Genomic DNA, 20,028 nt, shown 5'->3' with positions numbered 1-20,028 from the left:
AATTAAAGTGTTCATTTCTCTATTCCAGGTATTGATAATCAGCAAGGTAACGCCAGCTGCTAATACCAGAAGAAACCTCTCGCTCTTCACCGAGGCAAGATAACGAATTGGTCATTTTGATATGTCTTATTTGCAATACAGAACTCATAGGGTGGATCTCGTCAGGGTTTTGCAATAGAGTGATTCTGGTATGATGCGTTGCTTTGCTCTGCTCATTTTGATGCACAACCAGACAAGGAAAGTTACCCAATTTTTCAATGAGGTATCGATATTGAACACCATTATTGATTAACAGACACCCTTCTTTTCGCGATAAAAGCGTTATAGCTTTATTTGCACTTTGAGCGTTTATAATACAGTTTTCTCCTATCAAATCCGGTTTTAATTGGATTAAATACTTCATAGTGTCTTCTATCTGATAAAAGCGCTGATGATGTATTTCTAATCGATTTATTGCTTTTCCATACAATAAAACCTGATGCATGACTGTGAACAACAATAAACTGATGACTAATATAATGCATAACGTCATTAAAAAAACAAATCCGGAACACTCTTTCTTCATGAACCACGTACCACAGCAATGACTTCATGGATTTTATTCTGCTCCAGCATCATCTTTATTTTAATAGATTGCTTGTCATCAATTAATTCACTAGAAACAGATAATGAATGAACTAAAGATGACAATTCTTCCGTCTGGATAGACTGATAATACAAGGCATCAATGCCACGCCCATTATTCTTGATCATCCATTTCTCTTCTATCCATTCGCCCACAAAAACAGATTGGTCATAGGAGTACATCATGGGAGCCGCAATAGTAATGAGTTGCCCTTTATGCAGGGAGACTATTTTCAGGATTTGGTGCACTTCCGCATGATGGCAATCAGCAATAATCAACGGACGGTGCTTATTAAATACAACTTCCCCCATAACAGCTATCTCAGTTGGACTCCTAAACTCAATACGTTCAGAAAAAACATTGCTCATTCGGCTAATAAACAGAGATTGTTCAGAGCTTACCCACTTGAATCCTGTAAGAACATGCCCTAAATTTCTCATATCCATACTCACTAAACGATCCACAGAAAGACAAGGGGTAAAACCCGATCGTCGAATACTATCGCTCAATAAATCAGAGATCCATTGCACTTCCAAATGAACTTCCAATGCTTTTTGAGATTCCAGATAGTGTTGTTTAACATTGAGATACAATTGGATAAGGCCCGTTATAATAATACTGGATAAGAACAAACTGATCATGATTTCAGTTAAACCAAAACCCGAATTAAATTTCATTAAGTCACCCCATACTTCTTATTGTACGAGTTAATGTGCCTGTCTTATTAAACCATTCAAGTTGCACTATATGCTGTTTATTGGTATGCAAAACATTCAGGTGATAAGGCTCGGGTACTTTGTATGCGCGTTCAATCTGCCCCAATGAGGTTTCATTAACCTGATCCATAACATGAGAAGCCTCTGCATGCATTATCCATTGTCTCATCAAGTGATGGGTGTTTATTTGTTGTTCTAATAACATTAATGCTAAAGTCGTTACCAGCATTAACGAAATGAATACTTCAATCAGGGAAAATCCCTTTATTTGCTTCATGATACTTCTTCCTGAGGTTGGTTGCCGCGAGCAGAGTACCTTTGTAAAAATAAAAATTCAAGTCAGATCTCTAAAATTCTGTTCGATGATTCCAGCCTATTCGCACTGCTCACAGGATGGGGAATGCTATATCAAAGTAATGGGTGAATTCATTGGTGACAGCAAGGATGGCCTTATGTAATATAAGGCTAATTTATTGGAAAGGAACCCTTCTTATGTCTATTGATTTTCAACAATTTCCTCATGCAGGGATACGTTCTCTAATACCTTATAAACCAGGAAAATCAATAGAGGAGCTGGCAAAAGAAAAAGGGCTTACTGATATTATCAAGCTCGCATCAAACGAAAACCCATTAGGATGCAGCCCCCGAGCGTTATCTGCAATACACTCTATTTCATCACAGATAATTGCAACTTATCCTTCACCAATAAACCATCCGTTGATGTCCAAATTGGCAAATAAACTAGAGATAAATACTGACCAAGTGTTTTTAAGCAATGGGTCAGATTATTTATTTAATATATTATTGAATTGTTTTGCTCTTCACACTGGAAAACATATTTTAACTCATGATTTTGCTTTTAGTAGTTATGCGATTCAAGCCCAAGCACTGAATATTCCTGTTCACAGCGTAGCCTTAGACGATAACTGGCAAATCAATATTAATAATCTGATTGAAGCATGTACTGATCAAACTGGTTTGATTTTTTTGGCTAATCCCAATAATCCAACCGGCCTGTTAACCAGCCAGGAAGAAATAAAACATCTTTTAGAACAGATACCCGAATCTACTCTGTTAGTACTTGATGAGGCTTACTATGAATATGCCTCAGCTAAAATGAGCTGTAACAGTCTGAATTGGCTAAGTGAACATCCCAATCTGATTATTACCCGAACCTTCTCAAAGATATATGGCATGGCGGGCTTGCGTCTGGGTTATGCCATTGCCAATTCAGACATTATTGCAATATTACAGAAGCTACAGCTGCCTTTTGCAGTAAATCAAATAGCCCTCTCAGCGGCTTATGCAGCACTAGACGATGCTGAATTCATTCAGAACAGCCTAACCGTGAATCAAGAAGGAATGATGCAACTAAAAGAGGGGTTTGATGCTCTGAATATTAATTATTTACCGTCATTTTGTAATTTCCTGACGTTTGACTGTAACGAAGATGGAATGGCACTTTATAATTATCTCCTGAATAATGGTATTATTGTACGACCGTTACATGCTTATAAAATGAACAATCACATTCGAGTAAGTATAGGAACCAAAGAACAAAACTCACGTTTTCTGACCGCCCTTAATAACTATAATCAATAATGAAAGGAACAGATATGACAAGCGATTTAAGCAGCAAACATTGTGAATCCTGTGAAGGCATAGGAGCAGCACTAAATGCTGAACAAGTTAAAAATTTGATGCCTCAGCTTAACACCCATTGGCAAGCAACTGCTGATAACAAGATGATTAAGCGCTCATTCTCTTTCAATAATTTTTATGAAACGATGGCATTTGTAAATGCGCTTGCCTGGATAGCCAATGTTGAGAATCATCATCCTGACTTGGAAGTTGGATATAATTATTGTCACGTAACGTTTATGACCCATGCACTTAATGGTTTAACTCATAATGATTTCATTTGCGCTGCAAAATTAGATAAGTTACTTGCAGAATAGCTGTCCACAATACGATTATGACCTTCCTCAACACACAATGGACAGCAATTGTTTGAAAATAATTGCTGTCATTAATTTTAAATACATTCCATTCATAAAATAAATATGTATTTTGCTACCAACAAATGATCCGCAAGATATAAGATAGAAAAACTGGGCAAATTCTAAAGCGTGAATCAATTACTCGGCGGTAATGAGATACGAATGAGCCGCGAAAAATCAGGACTTTGATCTGCCTCCCTGGCCTCCTCATTGATTAGGGAACGGCGACGTAGCTCTCCAAAGGATAGCGTAGTATTCAGCCAACGATGAGCATACAGGTAACCGTCAATCAAACCATTTAAATAATGACGAACATTAATTCGTCCAACTCTTCCTGCTTTATTGGCATAACGAATGATATTGACAGTACAGCTATTACTCAACAAATTATAAAACTCTGGTTTATCAGCAAGCTGATTGATGCGGTTCAGATACACCCGGAATAGTTCACGGGCTTTTTCACGAGAAATTTTGAGATGATATAAATATACTTTCTCACCTCGATAATTAGTGCGCACTCTTACAACATCACGCTCAGAGCCTACAACATAAATCAGCTCAAACTGTTTAAACATGGAGGCAACAGGCGCAAACGATTGCCCGACCTGCGGTCTTGTTTCAATAGAAATACTCACAGGTGGTGCATTATCAAAAATGAAACTCACAAAGGTATGCCCAACAGGCCCTTTCATCCAGTAAGATATATAAAAATCAACGCCGATTAAGTGAGAAATAGAAACCTCACGCTCTTCATAGCGCACAGTAAAATCATGGCGAGTACGATAATCAAAATTGCGAAATCCTGTAAAACGAACGGTGTCACCGTCAATAATCGCACGTGGCATAACAGCGACTTCAGGTTTCCAGTCCCTGTCATTTGAAGGTAAAATCGTGAGCCACCAAATTACTATTCCTGCAAACAACACAGTAAATAATAAAATAAACCTTGGCTTGCGGGCAATCCATAATGCCCAAACCCCAAATGCAGCAAAAATAACTGCTAAAGTAATTCGTAGTGAGATCCAGGGAAGATTAGAATAATAAATAGCGAGACTGGACCATGTAATAAGGCCGAATTGAAAAAGAATACGAATCAGAGCAGCAAGCCAACACAATGGTTTCCAATACCACGCGATGGGTTTCTTTGGACTATCTGAATCTGCAGGCGTCATAGCAAGAGTAACCTTTTTTAGATGGTTCAAAATAACATTAGACCTTATTGTGAATGATTACAAGAACCGCTTAACGATTTGATATTTAAAAAAACTACTGCAAAATAAATGCTGATGGCCGCAAAAATATGTTTTAACGTATGCCCGCTAATTAATCCACTGAACTCATATATAGCCAGATCAAAATGCTCCGTTATTTTAGCTAGCCCATAAAAAACAAACATCCAGAGATAAATCTTAAACGGCGGGTAAGGTTTGGGAAAAAGAATCAGGGTCAGCATAATCAGAAATATAGAATAAAACTGTACCAGAGCATACAACCTGATGTCTCCCTGTCCTGCTAATTCCGTTTGATGCCAGTAGAGTACAGAAAAAACACCAAACGCAATAAAAGGTATAAATAAACCCAATCCCAAATTAAAATTGATTCGCTCCATAATAGTAAATGACAAGAGGGACATGAATACAATAGTCATGGGGATTCTGTCCCATACAAGGCGATTACTATCTGGTGCGAGATGATAGTATGTAGAGCCTAGGCTAATTAATAACACACCAAGAAACAAAATAAAAAAAACAACGGCTTCTTGTGCTCTTATTTTATTAGTACTCCATGCTTTTCTTAAAGAAACGAATCCAAGTATGCTCACCAGTAAAAAAGGGATATTCGAAATTACATTCCAAAAATTTAGGATCCCCAACACAGTGCGATCGTCTGCGAAGTTATGATAATTAGGCAATTGAGGAAATTTTTTGGTCAATAAAACAAGAAGGCCAAGGCTGATGAGGATTAATATACTAAAAAGAATCCCAGCCTTTTGGGAGTTACTCGTTATTGAAGCATAAAGTGTATTTAACCGCATTCGTTCCTCCTGGAATCGATACATCCTTGGTATAGAAGATTAAGCAATGTGTTCTAATCTAGAGTTTAAATAAAACGAAGCCCGTAATTAAAAAATAATTTTAATACGGGCTTCAATACTAACACTATTTCAACGTGTTTATGTATGCAATATCAACGGCTCCTAACTGTTACTGCACTAGTTATTAAGGACGATCATCCAACTCTTTACGTTGGTTAGGTAAAAAGTCTTTCCTATCAAGCCCCATAACTACGGCTAAAGCACCAGCAACATAAATTGATGAATAGGTTCCAATAACAATACCGATAATCAACGCAAGAGAGAATCCATGAATGGTTTCACCGCCATAAACAAACAAAGCAACAACAACGAATAAAGTAAGCATCGATGTCATAATGGTTCTTGAAAGTGTCTGGTTTATTGAAATATTCATAATATCAATTGAGCTGGTACGACGAATTTTCACAAAATTCTCACGAACCCTATCAAAAACGACAATAGTATCATTCAATGAGTAACCAATTACCGCTAATAATCCTGCCAGAGCTTTTAGATCAAACTCAATACCAAACAAGGCAAAGATCCCTAAAATTAATACCGGATCATGAACCAGAGCAACTGCAGAGCTTACTGCCAATCGATATTCGAAACGCATCGCAATGTAAATCATGGTTGCCAACAAAGAAACGATAATCGCTAAAGCCCCCTTTGTTGCCAATTCCTGCCCAACTTGCGGACCAACAAAATCGACTCGTTGTTTTACTGCTCCAGGTAAAGCAGACATTATCTGGTCAACTAAAAGTCCTTGTTCTTTATCAGCTCGTGGTGCAATACTTATCAATACATCTTTGGAAGTACCATAACTTACAACTTGCGCCTCTTTAAAGCCTATTTTAGCCAGATTTTCCCGAATTAACGGTAAATCAGCAGCGCCTGGATAACTTACCTCAATTTGTGTTCCACCGGTAAAATCAAGCCCCCATTTCAAGCCATTAATCAGCAGAGCACTAATTGAAACAACAAAGATTAATGCAGAGAACAGCGCCGTCCAGCGACGCGCTCCCATAAAGTCAATTTTTGAATTTGGATTAAAAAATTCCATCTGAGCCTCGCCTTATATACCTATAGATAATTTTTTCACGGTTCGACCACCATAATACCAATTGACTATTGCTCGGGTATAAGTAATAGCAGTCAGCATCGAGGTTAACAACCCTAGAGACAGAGTTACAGCAAAGCCACGAATTGGACCAGTACCTACAGCGAATAAAATTATGGCTACAATTAAGGTAGTCACGTTCGCATCTAGAATGGTAGAAAAAGCGCGCTCGTATCCAGCATGAATAGCCGCCTGGGGCGATAATCCAAGACGTAGCTCTTCTCGAATACGCTCATAAATCAAAACGTTTGCGTCAACTGCCATCCCCACCGTAAGCACTATTCCCGCGATTCCAGGTAACGTTAAGGTAGCATCAATTATTGAGAGTAACGCCCCTAAAAGCACCAAATTAAGCAATAATGCAAAATTAGCAATAAGACCAAAGAAACGGTAGTACACCAGCATCAACACCAGAATTAAGCCCATGCCAACCTGGAGAGAAACAATTCCACGACGAATATTTTCCTTTCCAAGAGTAGGACCAACAGTACGTTCTTCTATAGGATAGATTGCCGCTGGCAGTGCACCGGCTCTTAATAACAAAGCAAGATCGCTGGCTTCTTTGCTGTCAGTTAATCCTGTTATTTGGAAGTTACTTCCTAAAGCATTTTGAATTACAGGCGCACTGATGACTTTCTCTTCTCTATGAGTAACCCGTGTATCAACACCATTAATATTTTGTATGGTATTTTTGGTCTCGACATAGACAATTGCCATACGTTTACCAATATTTTCACGTGTCACTTTAGTGAACAGACTCTCACCTCCGCCACCTAACTGAATTTGTACCGCAGGTGTTGCCGTTTGCTGGTCAAAACTGGACACAGCAGAGGTAATTGAATCACCACTTAATACTACCTGACGCTTCAGTAATAAAGGATGGCCATCCATCGTATAAAGCTTGTCACTGACAGGTACTACTCCAGTTTGTTTTGCAATCTGGGGATCATTATCCTGATCTACCAGGTAAAACTGCAATGTAGCTGTACCACCCAAAATTTGTTTCGCTCGGGCAGCATCCTGGATACCAGGTAAATCAACAGCGACTCGAGTTGCTCCTTGTTGTTGTACAACAGCTTCACCAACACCCAACTCATTTACCCTGTTTCGCAAAATACTCATGGTTTGTTCTATAGTATTTTGTCTAATGGTATTGAGTTCCGCAGGAGAAATAGCTCCCAGAACAGAGTTTTTCACTTTGCTCTTGGTAAAAACTACTTCTGGTATTTTCTGCTTCAACTCAGCCAGTGCTTTTTCCATTGACTCTTCATCGCGAAAACGCAAATCGATTCCTTTATCCGGAACATAACGAATACCAGAATAACGTAAACCAATTTCACGCAATTCCTGGCTAATATTCTTCATGATCCCTTCATAACGGCGACTGATCACACTTTCTACATCGACTTCAAGAAGGAAATGCACTCCTCCCCGTAAATCAAGTCCCTGTTTCATCGGATCAGCGTGAATCGCTTCCATCCAATGAGGCGTTGTAGATGCCAGATTCAAGGCTACAGTGTATTGATTTCCCAGACTATTTTTAATAGCATCTCGTGCCATCAACTGAGCATCTGTAGAAGCAAAAACAACCTCAACCCCCTGATTTTCATCAATGATAGCATTGTAATCAAGCTTGGAGTCTTTCAGAATGCTTTCAATTTTAGCTTTTAAAGCATCTTTATCATCAACATTCTGAGCTGAAACCTGAACAACCGGGTGTTCTGTGTATAAATTGGGTATAGCATAAATTAATCCGACCACTGCAATAAAAATCAGCATCAGATTTTTCCATAGAGGATATTTATTTTGCATTTCCGTGTCCCTATGACAATCTTAAAGAGATTTTAAAGTGCCTTTTGGCAATACTGTGCTTACCGCGCCTTTTTGTAAAATAATCTCGACACCTTCTGCAGGACTAACTTTGATATATTGTTCATCGATAGTGACAACCTTGGCTAACATACCACCGGTAGTAACAATCTCATCTCCCTTTTTCAGGCGGCCCAATAATTCACGATGCTCTTTAGCTCTTTTATTTTGTGGTCTTATCAACATAAAATAAAACAATACAAATATTGCCGCAATCATGACTAATGAAAAAGTTCCGTCATTCGCTGCTGCGGGTGCTGGTGCTGCAGCTGCCAGGGCATCACTAATAAAAAAACTCATACAATCTCCTAAAATCCACCATTAATTTAATCCAACAGACTTCATCTCATGATCGCGAAGAAGCTCATTTTGCACGCTTTTTCTCTTTCATTGAATAATAAAGAAAAGTCTATAGTTCAACAGCGTCACATCATATAGCGAATTCGGTGCAAGGTAAATGAATGGAAGGCAATTTCAGGTTATTTTCAAGCGGAATTCCCTGCCTGGAAGGCATTATGCTGAATTAAAAATCGTTGACATAATAAAGGGGTATGAAGATACAGATGATGTAAATATGCTTGAGTGAATTGCTGAGTACACGTTGGGCAAGTACAATTTGAATCAATTATATTGAACTGCATATTAAATTGCACATCGGTTAAATCAATAGTGTCTTTACCACTGTATACGCGACCGTGAAATCCAGTCGCTGCTGGCACATCAGATTCAACATATTCTACATTCAGGTTATCAAAAATTCCTGCTGCGCCTGAATCTAAAGAATGGATTACATAGCGAGGCAGATGCGACCATTGTTGTAGTTTCTCTGCCATCTCATAAGCAGCATGCACATCTGTAGGATTAAAATAAACACCGTGTTGTTTTTGATATTCTTTTTTCATTAAATCCTCTACCGCGAAGTAGGGAATAATAGAACTATCCAGGCTATTCAGACATTCAGGAGCGTCAAGCATCGTTTTTTTAGGTAAAAGAACTGCATCCGGTTTTAAATTATTAATTATGGTGAACAGTTCTGAATAATTAAATTTTATCTTGCTTCCATCATAAGGAGATGACAGGTTAAAAATTCCATCTCGATTAGCCTGCAAACGAGATGCATTTAAAATAACAGTTCCGTGCCAACCAACGTAGCCGGACAGATTATCAATACGCTTTAGTAATTCAACTCCGGGCTTTATCAGTAAAGAATCTAAATAATAGGATACGGAAGAAACACCAGCCTCCTTCCATTCAGCGGAAGTAAGGCATGAGCCAGCTTCTGAAGTTAATACAGGTACATAATTTTGAACATTGCCAGCCATCTGTCTTCCCCGAACTATACTAATAAGCTTGTATCGCCATAACTAAAAAATCGATATCCATTTTGAATGGCTTCTTGATAAAGTGCCATTGCCTGCGGATGACCGATAAAGGCCGAAACCAACATCAGCAATGTAGATTCAGGCAAGTGAAAATTAGTAATTAAACCATCACATATTTTAAATTCATATCCTGGATAAATAAATATATCCGTGTCTTTACTGCATGGAGTCAACACGCCTTCACGAGCCCCGCTTTCCAAACTCCGGAGCGCGGTAGTTCCAACAGCAATTACCCTGTTTCCAGCAGCTTTGGTTTCATGAACCGCAGCACATAATTCGGGACTAAGAGTAAAATGCTCACTATGCATTTTGTGATCTTTAATATTATCACTGCGCACCGGCCTGAATGTACCTGCCCCCACATGAAGAGTAACATACGCAATATTCATCCCACGCGAACGCAAGCTTGCAATTACTGACTCATCAAAATGCAGTCCTGCAGTGGGCGCTGCAACGGAACCGGCATATTTTGCATAAACCGTTTGATAACGATCTTCATCCAGCCCCTCATCATCACGGGTAATATAGGGGGGCAATGGGATATGTCCCAGATTATTTAGTAAATCCAAAGCATCGATGCTGGACTTGCAAACGAATAAATCATCTTGTCGCTCTAATATTTCCAGTTGATACCCTTCTTGCAGCTGGATAAACCCACCGGCTTTTAACGCTTTACTGGCCTTGATATGTGCCAAAAAAGTAAAGGGACCAGTTATTCGTTCAACCAGCAGTTCTACTTTGCCGCCCGTTAACTTATGACCATAAAGCCGCGCAGGTATCACCTTGCTGTCATTCATCACGAGCAAATCACCTGGGTTCAGAAAATCAGCGATTTCTCTGAATTGATGGTGTCCACACGCTCCTGAAGCACGGCTATAAGTAAGTAAACGTGAGTCACTTCGTTGGTCTAAGGGGTATTGAGCAATCAGCTCTTCTGGCAAATCAAAGTAAAAATCCTGCTTATTCATGAGACAACCTGAAAATAAATTGATGGAATTATACACCGAACTGTAAGGATTAAACCAGTTTTCTTAGAGACTGATGTGCGACAGGCTCTCTTAAAAATGTACTCACTTGCTGAGCTGATGCTTCTTAGATAACTACCAAAAGAATCAGAGCACTGATAAGCCATATTAAAGTACTGGTTAAGTATGGATACTCATAATGTTTATAGGTTTTCTTAACAAGATACATGTCAAACAAAAATACCGGGACGACAGAAATGACCGTTAATAAAATAATAAAAACTATAGAGTATGCCCCTTGTTGAAAAGGTATTATTTGTGTCACAAACAGGATCACGGCATTTAATAGTTCTCTATAATAATAAATTCCCCATAAACAAAGATCCTCAAAACTAATAACCAGCCAAGAACCAATAAATAAAGGAAGAAATAATTTTGCACCTTTAATTGCAAATATTTTTTTGAACGTTCTGATAAATTCCTGAGAAAACAAAATCATAATGGCCGCAGAAAAAACGACCACAGCTAACGTTAATAACATGAATGTTCCTTAAATCCAGATACGATATAGTACTATTACTCAATTGAGTATTCCAATAGAAAACAGCTCATTCATCAACTTAATAAAAAAGTGACTCAAGAAAAAAATTGAATTCATCAAAAAACAAGAATCAAGAATATCCATATATTCTATAAAACATGGCTTTAATTCAATCGCGGCTTCAGCTTCATAGGGATGTCTACCGTTGATTGCTTCTCTTTCTCTGATAATATATCAGAAGGCGCATTCTCATTGTTGCATGCGTCAGCAGTAAACAGTCCGACACCTGAAAGCTTTGCTGCGGTACTGGATGTTTCTGGCAAATTCTTTTGGACAAATTGTTTTACATCTGGCAGAGAATTAGAATTATCAAGAGATGCCCACGCCCGTGCTTTTTTCTGAGTTTCCAGAGACAAAAGAGAGCCTAGAGATAAATTACTCATTTTTGCATACGTTAAAATCTCTTCAATAGCTTCATTATTTTTTCGCATAAAGGCAATATCAAGGGCAGTCTCACCATTATTATTTTTATGAAATACATCAGCATTGTTTGCTAATAGCAGATGAAACAACTCATTGTTATTTATCGTAGATGAAGAAAGACAAGAAATGAGCAATGGTGTGTTTTCCTCCAAACTCACGCAATTAACATTAATTTTATTTGATTGCAAAAGTACAGTCACAACGTGACAGTTGCCATTTTGGCATGCAATATAGAGCGGACTTATTCCATAATTATCTGTTTGATTAATATCAATATCCTTGTGGGATAACAAGAGCTTAATAACTTCAATATTACCTTGTTTGCAGGCGATAAAAAGCGGGGTTGCTCCATTTGGCATTGCTTTATTAATTTCAATACTCTCATGAGCCAACAAGAGTTTAATGGCTTCAATATGACCATTTTGGCATGTGAATAAAAGAGGAGTTACCCCGTTTGGCATTGCTTCATTTATCTTTATATTCTTGTGAGCCAATAAAAGCTTAATGGCTTCAATATGACCTTGTTTGCATGCGATAAAAAGAGAAGTTACTCCGTTTGGCATTGCTTTATTAATTTCAATCCTCTCATGAGCCAACAAGAGTTTAATGGCTTCCATATGACCTTGTTGGCATGCGATAAAAAGAGGGGTTACTCCTTTTGGCGTTGCTTTATTAATTTCAATCTTCTCGTGAGCCAATAAGAGTTTAATGGCTTCAATATGACCATTCATGCATGCGATAAAAAGAGGGGTTACTCCATCATTTCTTGCTTCGTTTACTTTTATATCCGGATGGCTCAATAAGATTTTAATGACGCCAATATCTCCATTTTCGCATGCGATATAAAGCAAAGTAGCTCCATAGAGCATTGCTTTATTAATATCAAGATTTTCGTGAGTCAATAAGAGCTGAATGGCTTCAATATGCCCCTTTAGGCATGCGATATAAAACGGGGTAACTCCATCATCTCTTGCTTGATTTATCTTTATGTCCTTGCGAGCCAATAGAAGTTTTATCGCATCAATATTTCCATTTTGACATGCAATATATAATGGTGTTGTTTGATCAGGCCTTGCTTCATTGATCTTTATGTCTTTATATGCCAATAAATTGTGTATGACTTCAACATTCCCATACTGACAAGAAAGATAAAGTAACCCAGTACCGTATTTATCATACATTACAGCCTGCTCAGGATTTATTGGGTATTTACGTCTTAATTGCTCCAATTCACGACGTTCAAGGAACGGCTGTTTTTGGGTAGTGACTAATGTAGCATTAAAAACTATGTGTTCTGAATTCTGACTTAATGAATTAAATAAACCATGAACCAGCTCTTCAGTATTTAATTCACGGTAATAGCGAGAACGTTTTGGGTATGTACTAAAATCATTAGTATCAACATACATCCAGGGCTTCTCTGAATTATGTTTGTTGTATTTTAATAAAACGCTATGATTAGAACTTCTAACCAGGATAGGTAGATTAGGATAGTTATTCACTACAGTTTCTAAATCGTTGAGGTAATCAGTCAAACTGGCTCGATTAAATGCATAAACTCTGTCGAGCAGTATCATCAGATTATTCTGTTCCAGCTTCTTTGAATGAGTTAGAGAATAAACCTCATCCAGATTATTTGGTGAAACATATCGATTGTTAAATACATCCCTATGATTAGAGGACATTAAATATAATTCGATTCCATCATAAAACGCGAGAAGCTCAAGAAGCTCTATGTCTTGTTCATTTAATTGTTCTTTTGTCTTTTGGGCCTTGAGTTTGGTTTTTTCTATCTTATTGGTCAATAAAGAAAAATTATATTTATATTTCGCAATAAAATTCAGTCGCGCCCAAAATTGCTCTTCTTCCTGAACAAGAATAGCCTGCATTAGCATACCGGAAAACCCTTGGCATAGGCCGAGAGAATGTAATGGATAACCGAGAAGTTGGCCGAATTTCAGTAAATCATTATGAGTTAGTTTTATCACAAATGATACCAAATAAATATCTATTTATTCAATATATTATCATGCGACTCATTTTTAGTCCAATTTGAACAGGTAATTGATCGCCGTAACCATGATAAAAAACGTAAGCGTTTCATTGCAGTGTCTATACTTAAACCAACGATGCGCTGTGACGTCAGCAATTTGGCTAGGTGCACACCGGAGACAAGAATAAGCTCCGGTTCTCAGCAACTACTAGCCTTCTAACTCTTCCCAGCGTGAGAAATACTGCTCAAGCAATGCCTCTTCATCTGCCAGGTCTTTAGTGACTTTGGCTATAGTTTGCGCATCTTGCTGATAGAAATCCGCGGCTGCCATCTGCACATGCAAAGCGGCTATTTTTTTCTCCTGACTTTCTATCTGTTGCGGCAATTTGGACAGTTCGCGTTGTTCATTAAAGCTTAACTTTTTAGTGGTGTTCTCGGACTTTTCAGTATGAGCACGTTTCACTGCAGCGGCTTTTGCAACTACTTCGCGCTGTAGTTTCTTGTGGGCGTTATAATCATCATAACCGCCTACAAACTCACTAAAAACCCCTTCTTTCTCATAAACCAGGACACTGGTAACTACTTCATTAATAAACGCTCTATCATGACTGATCAATATCAATGTTCCAGGATAGTCCATCAGCATGCTTTCAAGAAGTTCCAGAGTTTCAATATCCAGGTCGTTTGTAGGTTCATCCATTACCAGAAAATTAACTGGTTTGGCAAAGAGCTTGGCCAGTAACAATCGATTTCGTTCTCCACCAGACAATGAAGATACAGGCTGATTAAAGCGCTCAGCAGAAAATAAAAAGTCTTTTAAATAACTGGCGACATGTTTTTGTCTACCATTTATCGTTACATAATCAGCTCCATCACCAACATTAAACATCACCGTTTGCTCTTCTACAAGGTGGCGTCGCATTTGATCAAAATAAGCAACATTCAATGACGTGCCCTGTTTAACAGTTCCTGCCTCAGCGTCAAGCTCACCTAATAACAAACGAACCAAAGTAGTCTTTCCACAACCATTAGGTCCAATGATACCCAGCTTATCTCCACGGGTTAGCAATAATGAAAAATCGCGCACAATCTGTTTGCCACCAATCGCGAAGCTTATTTTGTTAGCCTCAATGACAGTAGAACCTGAGCGAGTTACATCCAAAGTAAGTGATTTAACACTACCCGTTTGGTTTCGTCTGGCTTTATATTCCTCTCGTAAAGCTTTTAAAGCTCGGACTCGTCCTTCATTTCTGGTACGACGCGCCTTAACTCCTGTGCGGATCCACACTTCCTCTTCAGCCAGCTTTTTATCAAATAAATCATTTTGCTTTTGCTCGCTAAGGCGGATGGACTCACGCCTGTCAAGATAGGTTTCATAATCACATTCGTGAAAATGCAGTTTACCTCTGTCTATCTCAACAATTCGGTTAGCGACCTGACTTAAAAACGCTCTATCATGGGTAACGACAACCACACTGCCATTAAATGATTTTAAATAAGATTCCAACCATTCAATGGCTTCAATATCCAAATGGTTGGTTGGCTCATCCAGCAGCAATAAATCAGGAGAGGCAATCAGCGCTGCACCTAATAAAACGCGACGCTTCATTCCCCCAGACAAATTAGTCATTTGTTCATTGATAGGAATGCCTAAACGACTGGCCATTGTTTCAATTTTAGGCAAGAAATCCCATGCATTTAAATTGTCCATGTGCTGTTGGCATATCGCCAGTTTGTCCATATCATCCTGCTGTGATAATTGGTGGAATCGAGTCAATACTTCACCAACCTCCCCCAGACTTTTTACCAGAAAATGATAAACAGATTCATTAACAGTCACCGGCACTTCCTGAACAAGTCCTGCAATTTTCAAGCTGGAAAGCTGTTGCATTTGGCCACTATCGAGGACTAACTCTCCCTGAAGCAGTTTCAAGAGGGTTGATTTTCCTGCCCCATTGCGGCCAACGAGTGCTATTCTGTCCTGCGGTTGAATCTGCAAATCAGCTTGATCCAGTATTTTATTATTAGCCAAAATAAGAGTGGCGCCATTTAGGGAAAAAATACTCATAAATAAACTCTATATTGAATGATATATGGGGCACGTAATGACGAGCAGATTCTATTGAATTTCATTGTTTTCGCTGTTTCTTAAGTATTAAGCGATTATCTTCTTGTATCATATTAAATTGAGATAATACATTCATTCCCAGTAATACTGTATCGTTATCAGAGCCTGGAATAATAACTGCTTTGATGTCTTGAAGCTCAAATTCACCAAAAGATAATTGCTGTAAACGTGTTAGAGATCCCGTTATGTCACCATTTGCAGTAGAGATGGTTATCGGATAACGTCCAGTGATCTTTAATTGGGTTGCAATGGACTGAGGGATAGCCACCAGGGTGGCCCCCGTATCGACTAGAAAGTCGACTGGATGCTCATTTATTTTCCCTTTAATCCAATAATGTCCTTCCCTGTCGGCACTTAATGCAAACTCACTGTTGCTTGCAACATATACCTTACTGTCTGAGCTCTCATAATAATAAAAAAACAAAAACAGACCAAAAAACAAAATGATCCAGACAAAGAGAAACATCACACGCCCGGCTCGATTGTATTGTTCGTCACTCATCAGATTAACTATTGGAAGAAGGTAAAACCATAATGCCATCCATTTCAACTTTTGCACCACGAGGCAAAGCAGAAACCCCAATCGCTGCTCTTGCAGGATAAGGTGCAATAAAATAACGTCCCATTGCATCGTTTATTAAAGGAAAATGGCTAAGATCAGTAAGATAAACAGTTAATTTTGCAATGTGTGCCAAACTTCCTCCCGCTGCTTCACAAACTGCAGACAGGTTTTCTAAAACCTGAGTTATTTGCAGTTTAATGTCGTCACTGCATAATCGCATGGTTTCAGGATCAAGGGGGATCTGTCCTGAAAGATAAACTGTATTACCGCATTTGATAGCTTGACTGTATGTACCAATAGCTTCTGGTGCCAAATTTGAATGAATTGGACGCATTAAATATCCCCTTGTTTTTTTCTATATAAGCGCATGACTACTTTATTAGCTCTTAAGCGCCGCATGACACGGGCCAAATGCGTTCTATCAATCACACTGATCGAGAACGTTACTGCATTATGGCGGCCATCACGCGGATCCACATTGATGTTTCCAATATTCGAATCAGCTTCTGAAATTGCTGTTGCCAGTGCCGCCAACACGCCACGTTCGTTTGCAACATCAACAGTAATATCAACCCAGTATTCTCCTTGAACCTGATCATCCCAACGCAAAGCAATAAATTGCTCGGGATTACTACGCGAACTGTTAAGAGAAGCACAGTCACTGGCATGTACAATAATGCCTCGTCCTTGTTGGAATTTCCCAACAATGTTATCACCTGGAATCGGTTGGCAACATTCACCAAAATGAACGACCATTCCTTCAGTACCTTTGATAGCCAAAGGATGGGTTTTACTTGCTTTCTCCAGCTCATTGGCATCCTGAGAGACCACCAGGCGTTTCGCAATGACCATGGCCATCTGATTACCAATGCCAATAGAGTAAAGTAAATCATCCACTGTTTTGTAATGTAAATCGCTTAATAAAGCCTGTAAGGTTTCCGGAGGAATTCTGGCATAATCACTCGATAATTCGGTCAGTGATTGCTCTAGCAATCGTTTACCAAGAACAATAGATTCTGCATGTTGCTGGCTTTTCAGGAAATGGCGAATATTAGAGCGGGCTTTACCTGTAACCACAAAATTGAGCCAGGCAGGATTTGGATGTGCGCCTGGAGCGGTAATGATTTCGACAGTTTGTCCGTTCGATAAAGGGATACTCAAAGGAACCAGGCGTCGGTTTACTTTAGCCGCCACACAACTATTACCTACTCCCGAATGGACAGTATAGGCAAAATCAACCGGTGTAGCTCCTTTGGGCAGTTCCATAATATGGCCCTTAGGTGTAAAAACATAGACTTCATCGGGGAATAAATCAATTTTAACGTTTTCAATAAATTCGAGTGAATTACCGGTGCTTCGTTGCATTTCAAGAAGACTTTGTACCCATTCTCTGGCCCTTAATTGAGCCTCATTCACTTCCAGACCTGACGATTTATAAATCCAGTGGGCAGCTACGCCATTATCTGCCACTTTATCCATCTCTCGGGTACGTATCTGCACCTCCAGAGGAACACCAAATGGGCCAAATAAGGTCGTATGCAAGGACTGATATCCATTGGCTTTTGGAATGCCAATGTAATCTTTAAAGCGTTGCGGTACTGGTTTATAAGTGCAATGTAACGCCCCCAGAATCCGATAGCAGGAATCAATGTCTTCTGTAATAACGCGAAAGGCGAATACATCTGTAATTTCAGTAAAAGACGCTTTTTTCTGACGCATCTTTCTATAGATGCTGTATAAATGCTTTTGTCTGCCAAAAACCTGCTCATAAGGAATTTTCAACTGAGCTAAAGCATGTTGTAAATCTTTTTCAATGGTTTGGGTCAATTCACGTCTATTACCACGTGATTTTTCTACTGCTGATTTAATTGCCCTATACCGCATAGGATACAAAGCCTGAAACCCCAAATCTTCAAGACCAACATAGATAGAATGCATCCCTAAACGGTTAGCAATCGGAGCATATATTTCAAGGGTTTCTATTGCAATTCGTCTTCGCTTGGCATAAGGCATGGAGCCCAATGTTCGCATGTTATGCAGCCTGTCAGCCAGTTTGACAATAATCACGCGAATGTCTTTCACCATGGCCAAGACCATTTTGCGAAAATTTTCTGCCTGCGCTTCGGCTTTGGATTCAAATTTTATTTTAGTGAGCTTGGTTACTCCATCTACCAGGGCGGTGACGTCTTCGCCAAATTGCTTGGTTAAATCTTCTTTGCTGATGGAGGTGTCTTCTACTACATCGTGCAAGAGCGTAGCCATAATGGTTTGGTAATCCAAACGCATTCGGGCAAGAATTAAGGCTGCAGCTACAGGATGGGTGATGTAAGGCTCACCAGAACGGCGCATTTGACCATGATGTGCCTTTTCAGCAACCACATAGGCTTGGTAACATTTTTCTATTTGCGCCTGCTCAAGGTAGCATTTAAGCTCTTCATCGAGCTCCTTAAAGTAGCTCACGCAGCACTCCCTAATGTCCAACATGGCCATCAATACCTCTCGTTTCCCAAGTTACGATCTTATGCTTTGCTTATGTTCCCTGTACTTTGCGTAAGTACCGTAACTTGCACAAGCGGTATCTGTATTAAAAGGTTAATCCCCTTACTACAAAGTCAGCAATATACACTTACTCTTTATCTAAAATATCTGCAGTAATAAAACCTTCTGCAATTTCACGCAAAGCAACCACTGTCGGTTTATCATTTTCCCACTCAACCATTGGCTGATCACCACGAACGGCAATTTGTCGTGCACGCTTGGTAGCAACCATAACTAATTCAAATCGGTTTGCAACGTGCTCTAAACAATCTTCTACTGTTACTCGTGCCATAAATCCACCCTCAAGTTAATAGAACAATACTTCCGACTACCAGATTCATTTTAAGACGTATTCAGGAGACTATGAGTCTCTGACATACTTGTTTCTGGCTCAAACTTCCTATTTTACTGCTATGCCATCAGGAATGAAAGCAATTTTGATTGTTTATTTACCTGACGGCTTATTTGCAGACGATTTGCAACCACAATCGCTCTTAAATCCATTGCAGCATGTTCAAATGTATCATTTACTATTAAATAATCAAATTCAGAGTAATGGCTCAGTTCATCCTGAGCTTTAATCATCCGAACCGAAATGACTTCGTCGTTATCCTGACGTCTGTTCATTAACCTTAACTTTAACTCGTCAAGAGAAGGAGGAACAATAAACACACTCACAGCATTGGGAAATGAGCGTCTTATTTGCTCCGCTCCTTGCCAGTCAATATCTAAAACGATATCAATACCTTGTTCTAATCGTCGGTTTATCTGTTCTACAGAAGTTCCATACAAATGATTAAATACTCGTGCATGTTCCAAAAAGGAATTGCTGTTAACCATATTTAGAAATTCAGGTTCAGTAACAAAAAAATAATCCACACCATGTTGTTCACCAGGCCTCATGGAACGGGTGGTGTGAGAAATTGAAACCTCGATATCATCAAGTGTTTCTATCAAATTCCGTACCAGACTTGTTTTGCCGCCTCCAGAAGGTGCAGCAACTATATATAAATTACCAGAATAATGACCCAC

20 protein-coding genes are annotated in these 20,028 nt (G+C 39.0%); 2 read left to right on the top strand and 18 right to left on the bottom strand.

Features of this window, described 5'->3' with window-relative positions; all coding sequences use genetic code 11:
- Window positions 1-19 precede the first annotated feature (19 nt).
- The 3 genes from Q0495_RS03620 to Q0495_RS03610 are packed head-to-tail and all read right to left on the bottom strand — an operon-like array spanning window position 20 to window position 1,618.
- Window positions 20-565 carry a type II secretion system protein gene (locus Q0495_RS03620; RefSeq protein WP_298623208.1) on the bottom strand — a complete coding sequence of 182 codons (546 nt, stop codon included), beginning with the start codon at window positions 563-565 and terminating at the stop codon, window positions 20-22.
- On the bottom strand, window positions 562-1,302 hold the full coding sequence (locus tag Q0495_RS03615) for a prepilin cleavage protein (RefSeq protein WP_298623205.1): 741 nt from the start codon (window positions 1,300-1,302) through the stop codon (window positions 562-564). The genes Q0495_RS03620 and Q0495_RS03615 overlap by 4 nt, the downstream gene beginning before the upstream one ends.
- A 4-nt stretch (window positions 1,303-1,306) precedes the next feature.
- The gene (locus Q0495_RS03610) at window positions 1,307-1,618 is read right to left on the bottom strand and encodes a prepilin-type cleavage/methylation domain-containing protein (protein ID WP_298623203.1); all 312 of its coding nucleotides are present in this window, start codon (window positions 1,616-1,618) and stop codon (window positions 1,307-1,309) included.
- A gap of 215 nt (window positions 1,619-1,833) precedes the next feature.
- Between Q0495_RS03610 and hisC the strand changes: the two genes are divergently transcribed.
- The gene (gene hisC / locus Q0495_RS03605) at window positions 1,834-2,943 is read left to right on the top strand and encodes a histidinol-phosphate transaminase (protein WP_298623201.1); all 1,110 of its coding nucleotides are present in this window, start codon (window positions 1,834-1,836) and stop codon (window positions 2,941-2,943) included.
- 14 nt (window positions 2,944-2,957) lie between these two features.
- Window positions 2,958-3,299: a 4a-hydroxytetrahydrobiopterin dehydratase gene (locus Q0495_RS03600; protein ID WP_298623199.1), complete on the top strand. Its 342-nt coding sequence runs from the start codon at window positions 2,958-2,960 to the stop codon at window positions 3,297-3,299.
- A 176-nt stretch (window positions 3,300-3,475) separates the two neighbouring features.
- Here the strand turns inward: Q0495_RS03600 and Q0495_RS03595 are convergent, their stop codons facing one another.
- From Q0495_RS03595 to gmk, 15 genes are all read right to left on the bottom strand, one after another.
- Window positions 3,476-4,513 (bottom strand): DUF4105 domain-containing protein, encoded by a 1,038-nt coding sequence (locus tag Q0495_RS03595; RefSeq protein ID WP_298623197.1) that lies wholly within the window; start codon window positions 4,511-4,513, stop codon window positions 3,476-3,478.
- A gap of 44 nt (window positions 4,514-4,557) precedes the next feature.
- Window positions 4,558-5,376, bottom strand: a complete 819-nt coding sequence (locus Q0495_RS03590; RefSeq protein ID WP_298623196.1) for a hypothetical protein — start codon at window positions 5,374-5,376, stop codon at window positions 4,558-4,560.
- Window positions 5,377-5,560: 184 nt separating this feature from the next.
- Entirely contained in the window at window positions 5,561-6,478 is a 918-nt protein-coding gene (gene secF, locus Q0495_RS03585; RefSeq protein ID WP_298623194.1) for a protein translocase subunit SecF, read from the bottom strand.
- Between the two features lie 12 nt (window positions 6,479-6,490).
- Window positions 6,491-8,347, bottom strand: a complete 1,857-nt coding sequence (gene secD, locus Q0495_RS03580; protein ID WP_298623192.1) for a protein translocase subunit SecD — start codon at window positions 8,345-8,347, stop codon at window positions 6,491-6,493.
- Between the two features lie 21 nt (window positions 8,348-8,368).
- Complete coding sequence (gene yajC, locus Q0495_RS03575) at window positions 8,369-8,704, bottom strand: preprotein translocase subunit YajC (RefSeq protein ID WP_298623191.1); 336 nt, start codon at window positions 8,702-8,704, stop codon at window positions 8,369-8,371.
- Window positions 8,705-8,889: 185 nt separating this feature from the next.
- Window positions 8,890-9,726 carry a queuine tRNA-ribosyltransferase gene (locus Q0495_RS03570; protein ID WP_298623190.1) on the bottom strand — a complete coding sequence of 279 codons (837 nt, stop codon included), beginning with the start codon at window positions 9,724-9,726 and terminating at the stop codon, window positions 8,890-8,892.
- 14 nt (window positions 9,727-9,740) lie between these two features.
- Complete coding sequence (gene queA, locus Q0495_RS03565; protein WP_298623189.1) at window positions 9,741-10,754, bottom strand: tRNA preQ1(34) S-adenosylmethionine ribosyltransferase-isomerase QueA; 1,014 nt, start codon at window positions 10,752-10,754, stop codon at window positions 9,741-9,743.
- A gap of 124 nt (window positions 10,755-10,878) precedes the next feature.
- Window positions 10,879-11,292 (bottom strand): hypothetical protein, encoded by a 414-nt coding sequence (locus tag Q0495_RS03560; protein WP_298623187.1) that lies wholly within the window; start codon window positions 11,290-11,292, stop codon window positions 10,879-10,881.
- A 164-nt stretch (window positions 11,293-11,456) separates the two neighbouring features.
- Entirely contained in the window at window positions 11,457-13,763 is a 2,307-nt protein-coding gene (locus Q0495_RS03555; RefSeq protein ID WP_298623185.1) for an ankyrin repeat domain-containing protein, read from the bottom strand.
- 213 nt (window positions 13,764-13,976) lie between these two features.
- Window positions 13,977-15,836, bottom strand: coding sequence for an ATP-binding cassette domain-containing protein (locus Q0495_RS03550; RefSeq protein WP_298623183.1), 1,860 nt, complete (start codon window positions 15,834-15,836; stop codon window positions 13,977-13,979).
- A gap of 61 nt (window positions 15,837-15,897) precedes the next feature.
- A complete protein-coding gene (locus Q0495_RS03545; RefSeq protein WP_367274379.1) occupies window positions 15,898-16,398 on the bottom strand; it encodes a TIGR02281 family clan AA aspartic protease in 501 nt (166 codons plus the stop codon).
- A 4-nt stretch (window positions 16,399-16,402) separates the two neighbouring features.
- Window positions 16,403-16,792, bottom strand: coding sequence for a RidA family protein (locus Q0495_RS03540; RefSeq protein ID WP_298623179.1), 390 nt, complete (start codon window positions 16,790-16,792; stop codon window positions 16,403-16,405).
- Complete coding sequence (spoT, locus tag Q0495_RS03535) at window positions 16,792-18,918, bottom strand: bifunctional GTP diphosphokinase/guanosine-3',5'-bis pyrophosphate 3'-pyrophosphohydrolase (RefSeq protein ID WP_298623178.1); 2,127 nt, start codon at window positions 18,916-18,918, stop codon at window positions 16,792-16,794. Before spoT ends, Q0495_RS03540 begins: the two co-directional genes overlap by 1 nt.
- Window positions 18,919-19,084: 166 nt before the next feature.
- Window positions 19,085-19,288, bottom strand: a complete 204-nt coding sequence (rpoZ, locus tag Q0495_RS03530) for a DNA-directed RNA polymerase subunit omega (protein ID WP_018576260.1) — start codon at window positions 19,286-19,288, stop codon at window positions 19,085-19,087.
- Between the two features lie 119 nt (window positions 19,289-19,407).
- Window positions 19,408-20,028: guanylate kinase (gene gmk, locus Q0495_RS03525; protein ID WP_298623175.1), on the bottom strand; the 621-nt coding region annotated here is incomplete at its 5' end.

The sequence above is a fragment of the uncultured Legionella sp. genome (assembly GCF_937871865.1).
Taxonomy (GTDB): Bacteria; Pseudomonadota; Gammaproteobacteria; order Legionellales; family Legionellaceae; genus Legionella.
The sequence above is the reverse complement of the archived record's forward strand: the minus strand, read 5'-3'. Positions and strand labels throughout refer to the sequence as shown.

Coding starts and splice junctions, on each gene's coding strand:
- Q0495_RS03620 (WP_298623208.1), bottom strand. CDS start 565: ATGAAGAAAGAGTGTTCCGGATTTGTTTTTTTAATGACGTTATGCATT.
- Q0495_RS03615 (WP_298623205.1), bottom strand. CDS start 1,302: ATGAAATTTAATTCGGGTTTTGGTTTAACTGAAATCATGATCAGTTTG.
- Q0495_RS03610 (WP_298623203.1), bottom strand. CDS start 1,618: ATGAAGCAAATAAAGGGATTTTCCCTGATTGAAGTATTCATTTCGTTA.
- hisC (WP_298623201.1), top strand. CDS start 1,834: ATGTCTATTGATTTTCAACAATTTCCTCATGCAGGGATACGTTCTCTA.
- Q0495_RS03600 (WP_298623199.1), top strand. CDS start 2,958: ATGACAAGCGATTTAAGCAGCAAACATTGTGAATCCTGTGAAGGCATA.
- Q0495_RS03595 (WP_298623197.1), bottom strand. CDS start 4,513: ATGACGCCTGCAGATTCAGATAGTCCAAAGAAACCCATCGCGTGGTAT.
- Q0495_RS03590 (WP_298623196.1), bottom strand. CDS start 5,376: ATGCGGTTAAATACACTTTATGCTTCAATAACGAGTAACTCCCAAAAG.
- secF (WP_298623194.1), bottom strand. CDS start 6,478: ATGGAATTTTTTAATCCAAATTCAAAAATTGACTTTATGGGAGCGCGT.
- secD (WP_298623192.1), bottom strand. CDS start 8,347: ATGCAAAATAAATATCCTCTATGGAAAAATCTGATGCTGATTTTTATT.
- yajC (WP_298623191.1), bottom strand. CDS start 8,704: ATGAGTTTTTTTATTAGTGATGCCCTGGCAGCTGCAGCACCAGCACCC.
- Q0495_RS03570 (WP_298623190.1), bottom strand. CDS start 9,726: ATGGCTGGCAATGTTCAAAATTATGTACCTGTATTAACTTCAGAAGCT.
- queA (WP_298623189.1), bottom strand. CDS start 10,754: ATGAATAAGCAGGATTTTTACTTTGATTTGCCAGAAGAGCTGATTGCT.
- Q0495_RS03560 (WP_298623187.1), bottom strand. CDS start 11,292: ATGTTATTAACGTTAGCTGTGGTCGTTTTTTCTGCGGCCATTATGATT.
- Q0495_RS03550 (WP_298623183.1), bottom strand. CDS start 15,836: ATGAGTATTTTTTCCCTAAATGGCGCCACTCTTATTTTGGCTAATAAT.
- Q0495_RS03545 (WP_367274379.1), bottom strand. CDS start 16,398: ATGAGTGACGAACAATACAATCGAGCCGGGCGTGTGATGTTTCTCTTT.
- Q0495_RS03540 (WP_298623179.1), bottom strand. CDS start 16,792: ATGCGTCCAATTCATTCAAATTTGGCACCAGAAGCTATTGGTACATAC.
- rpoZ (WP_018576260.1), bottom strand. CDS start 19,288: ATGGCACGAGTAACAGTAGAAGATTGTTTAGAGCACGTTGCAAACCGA.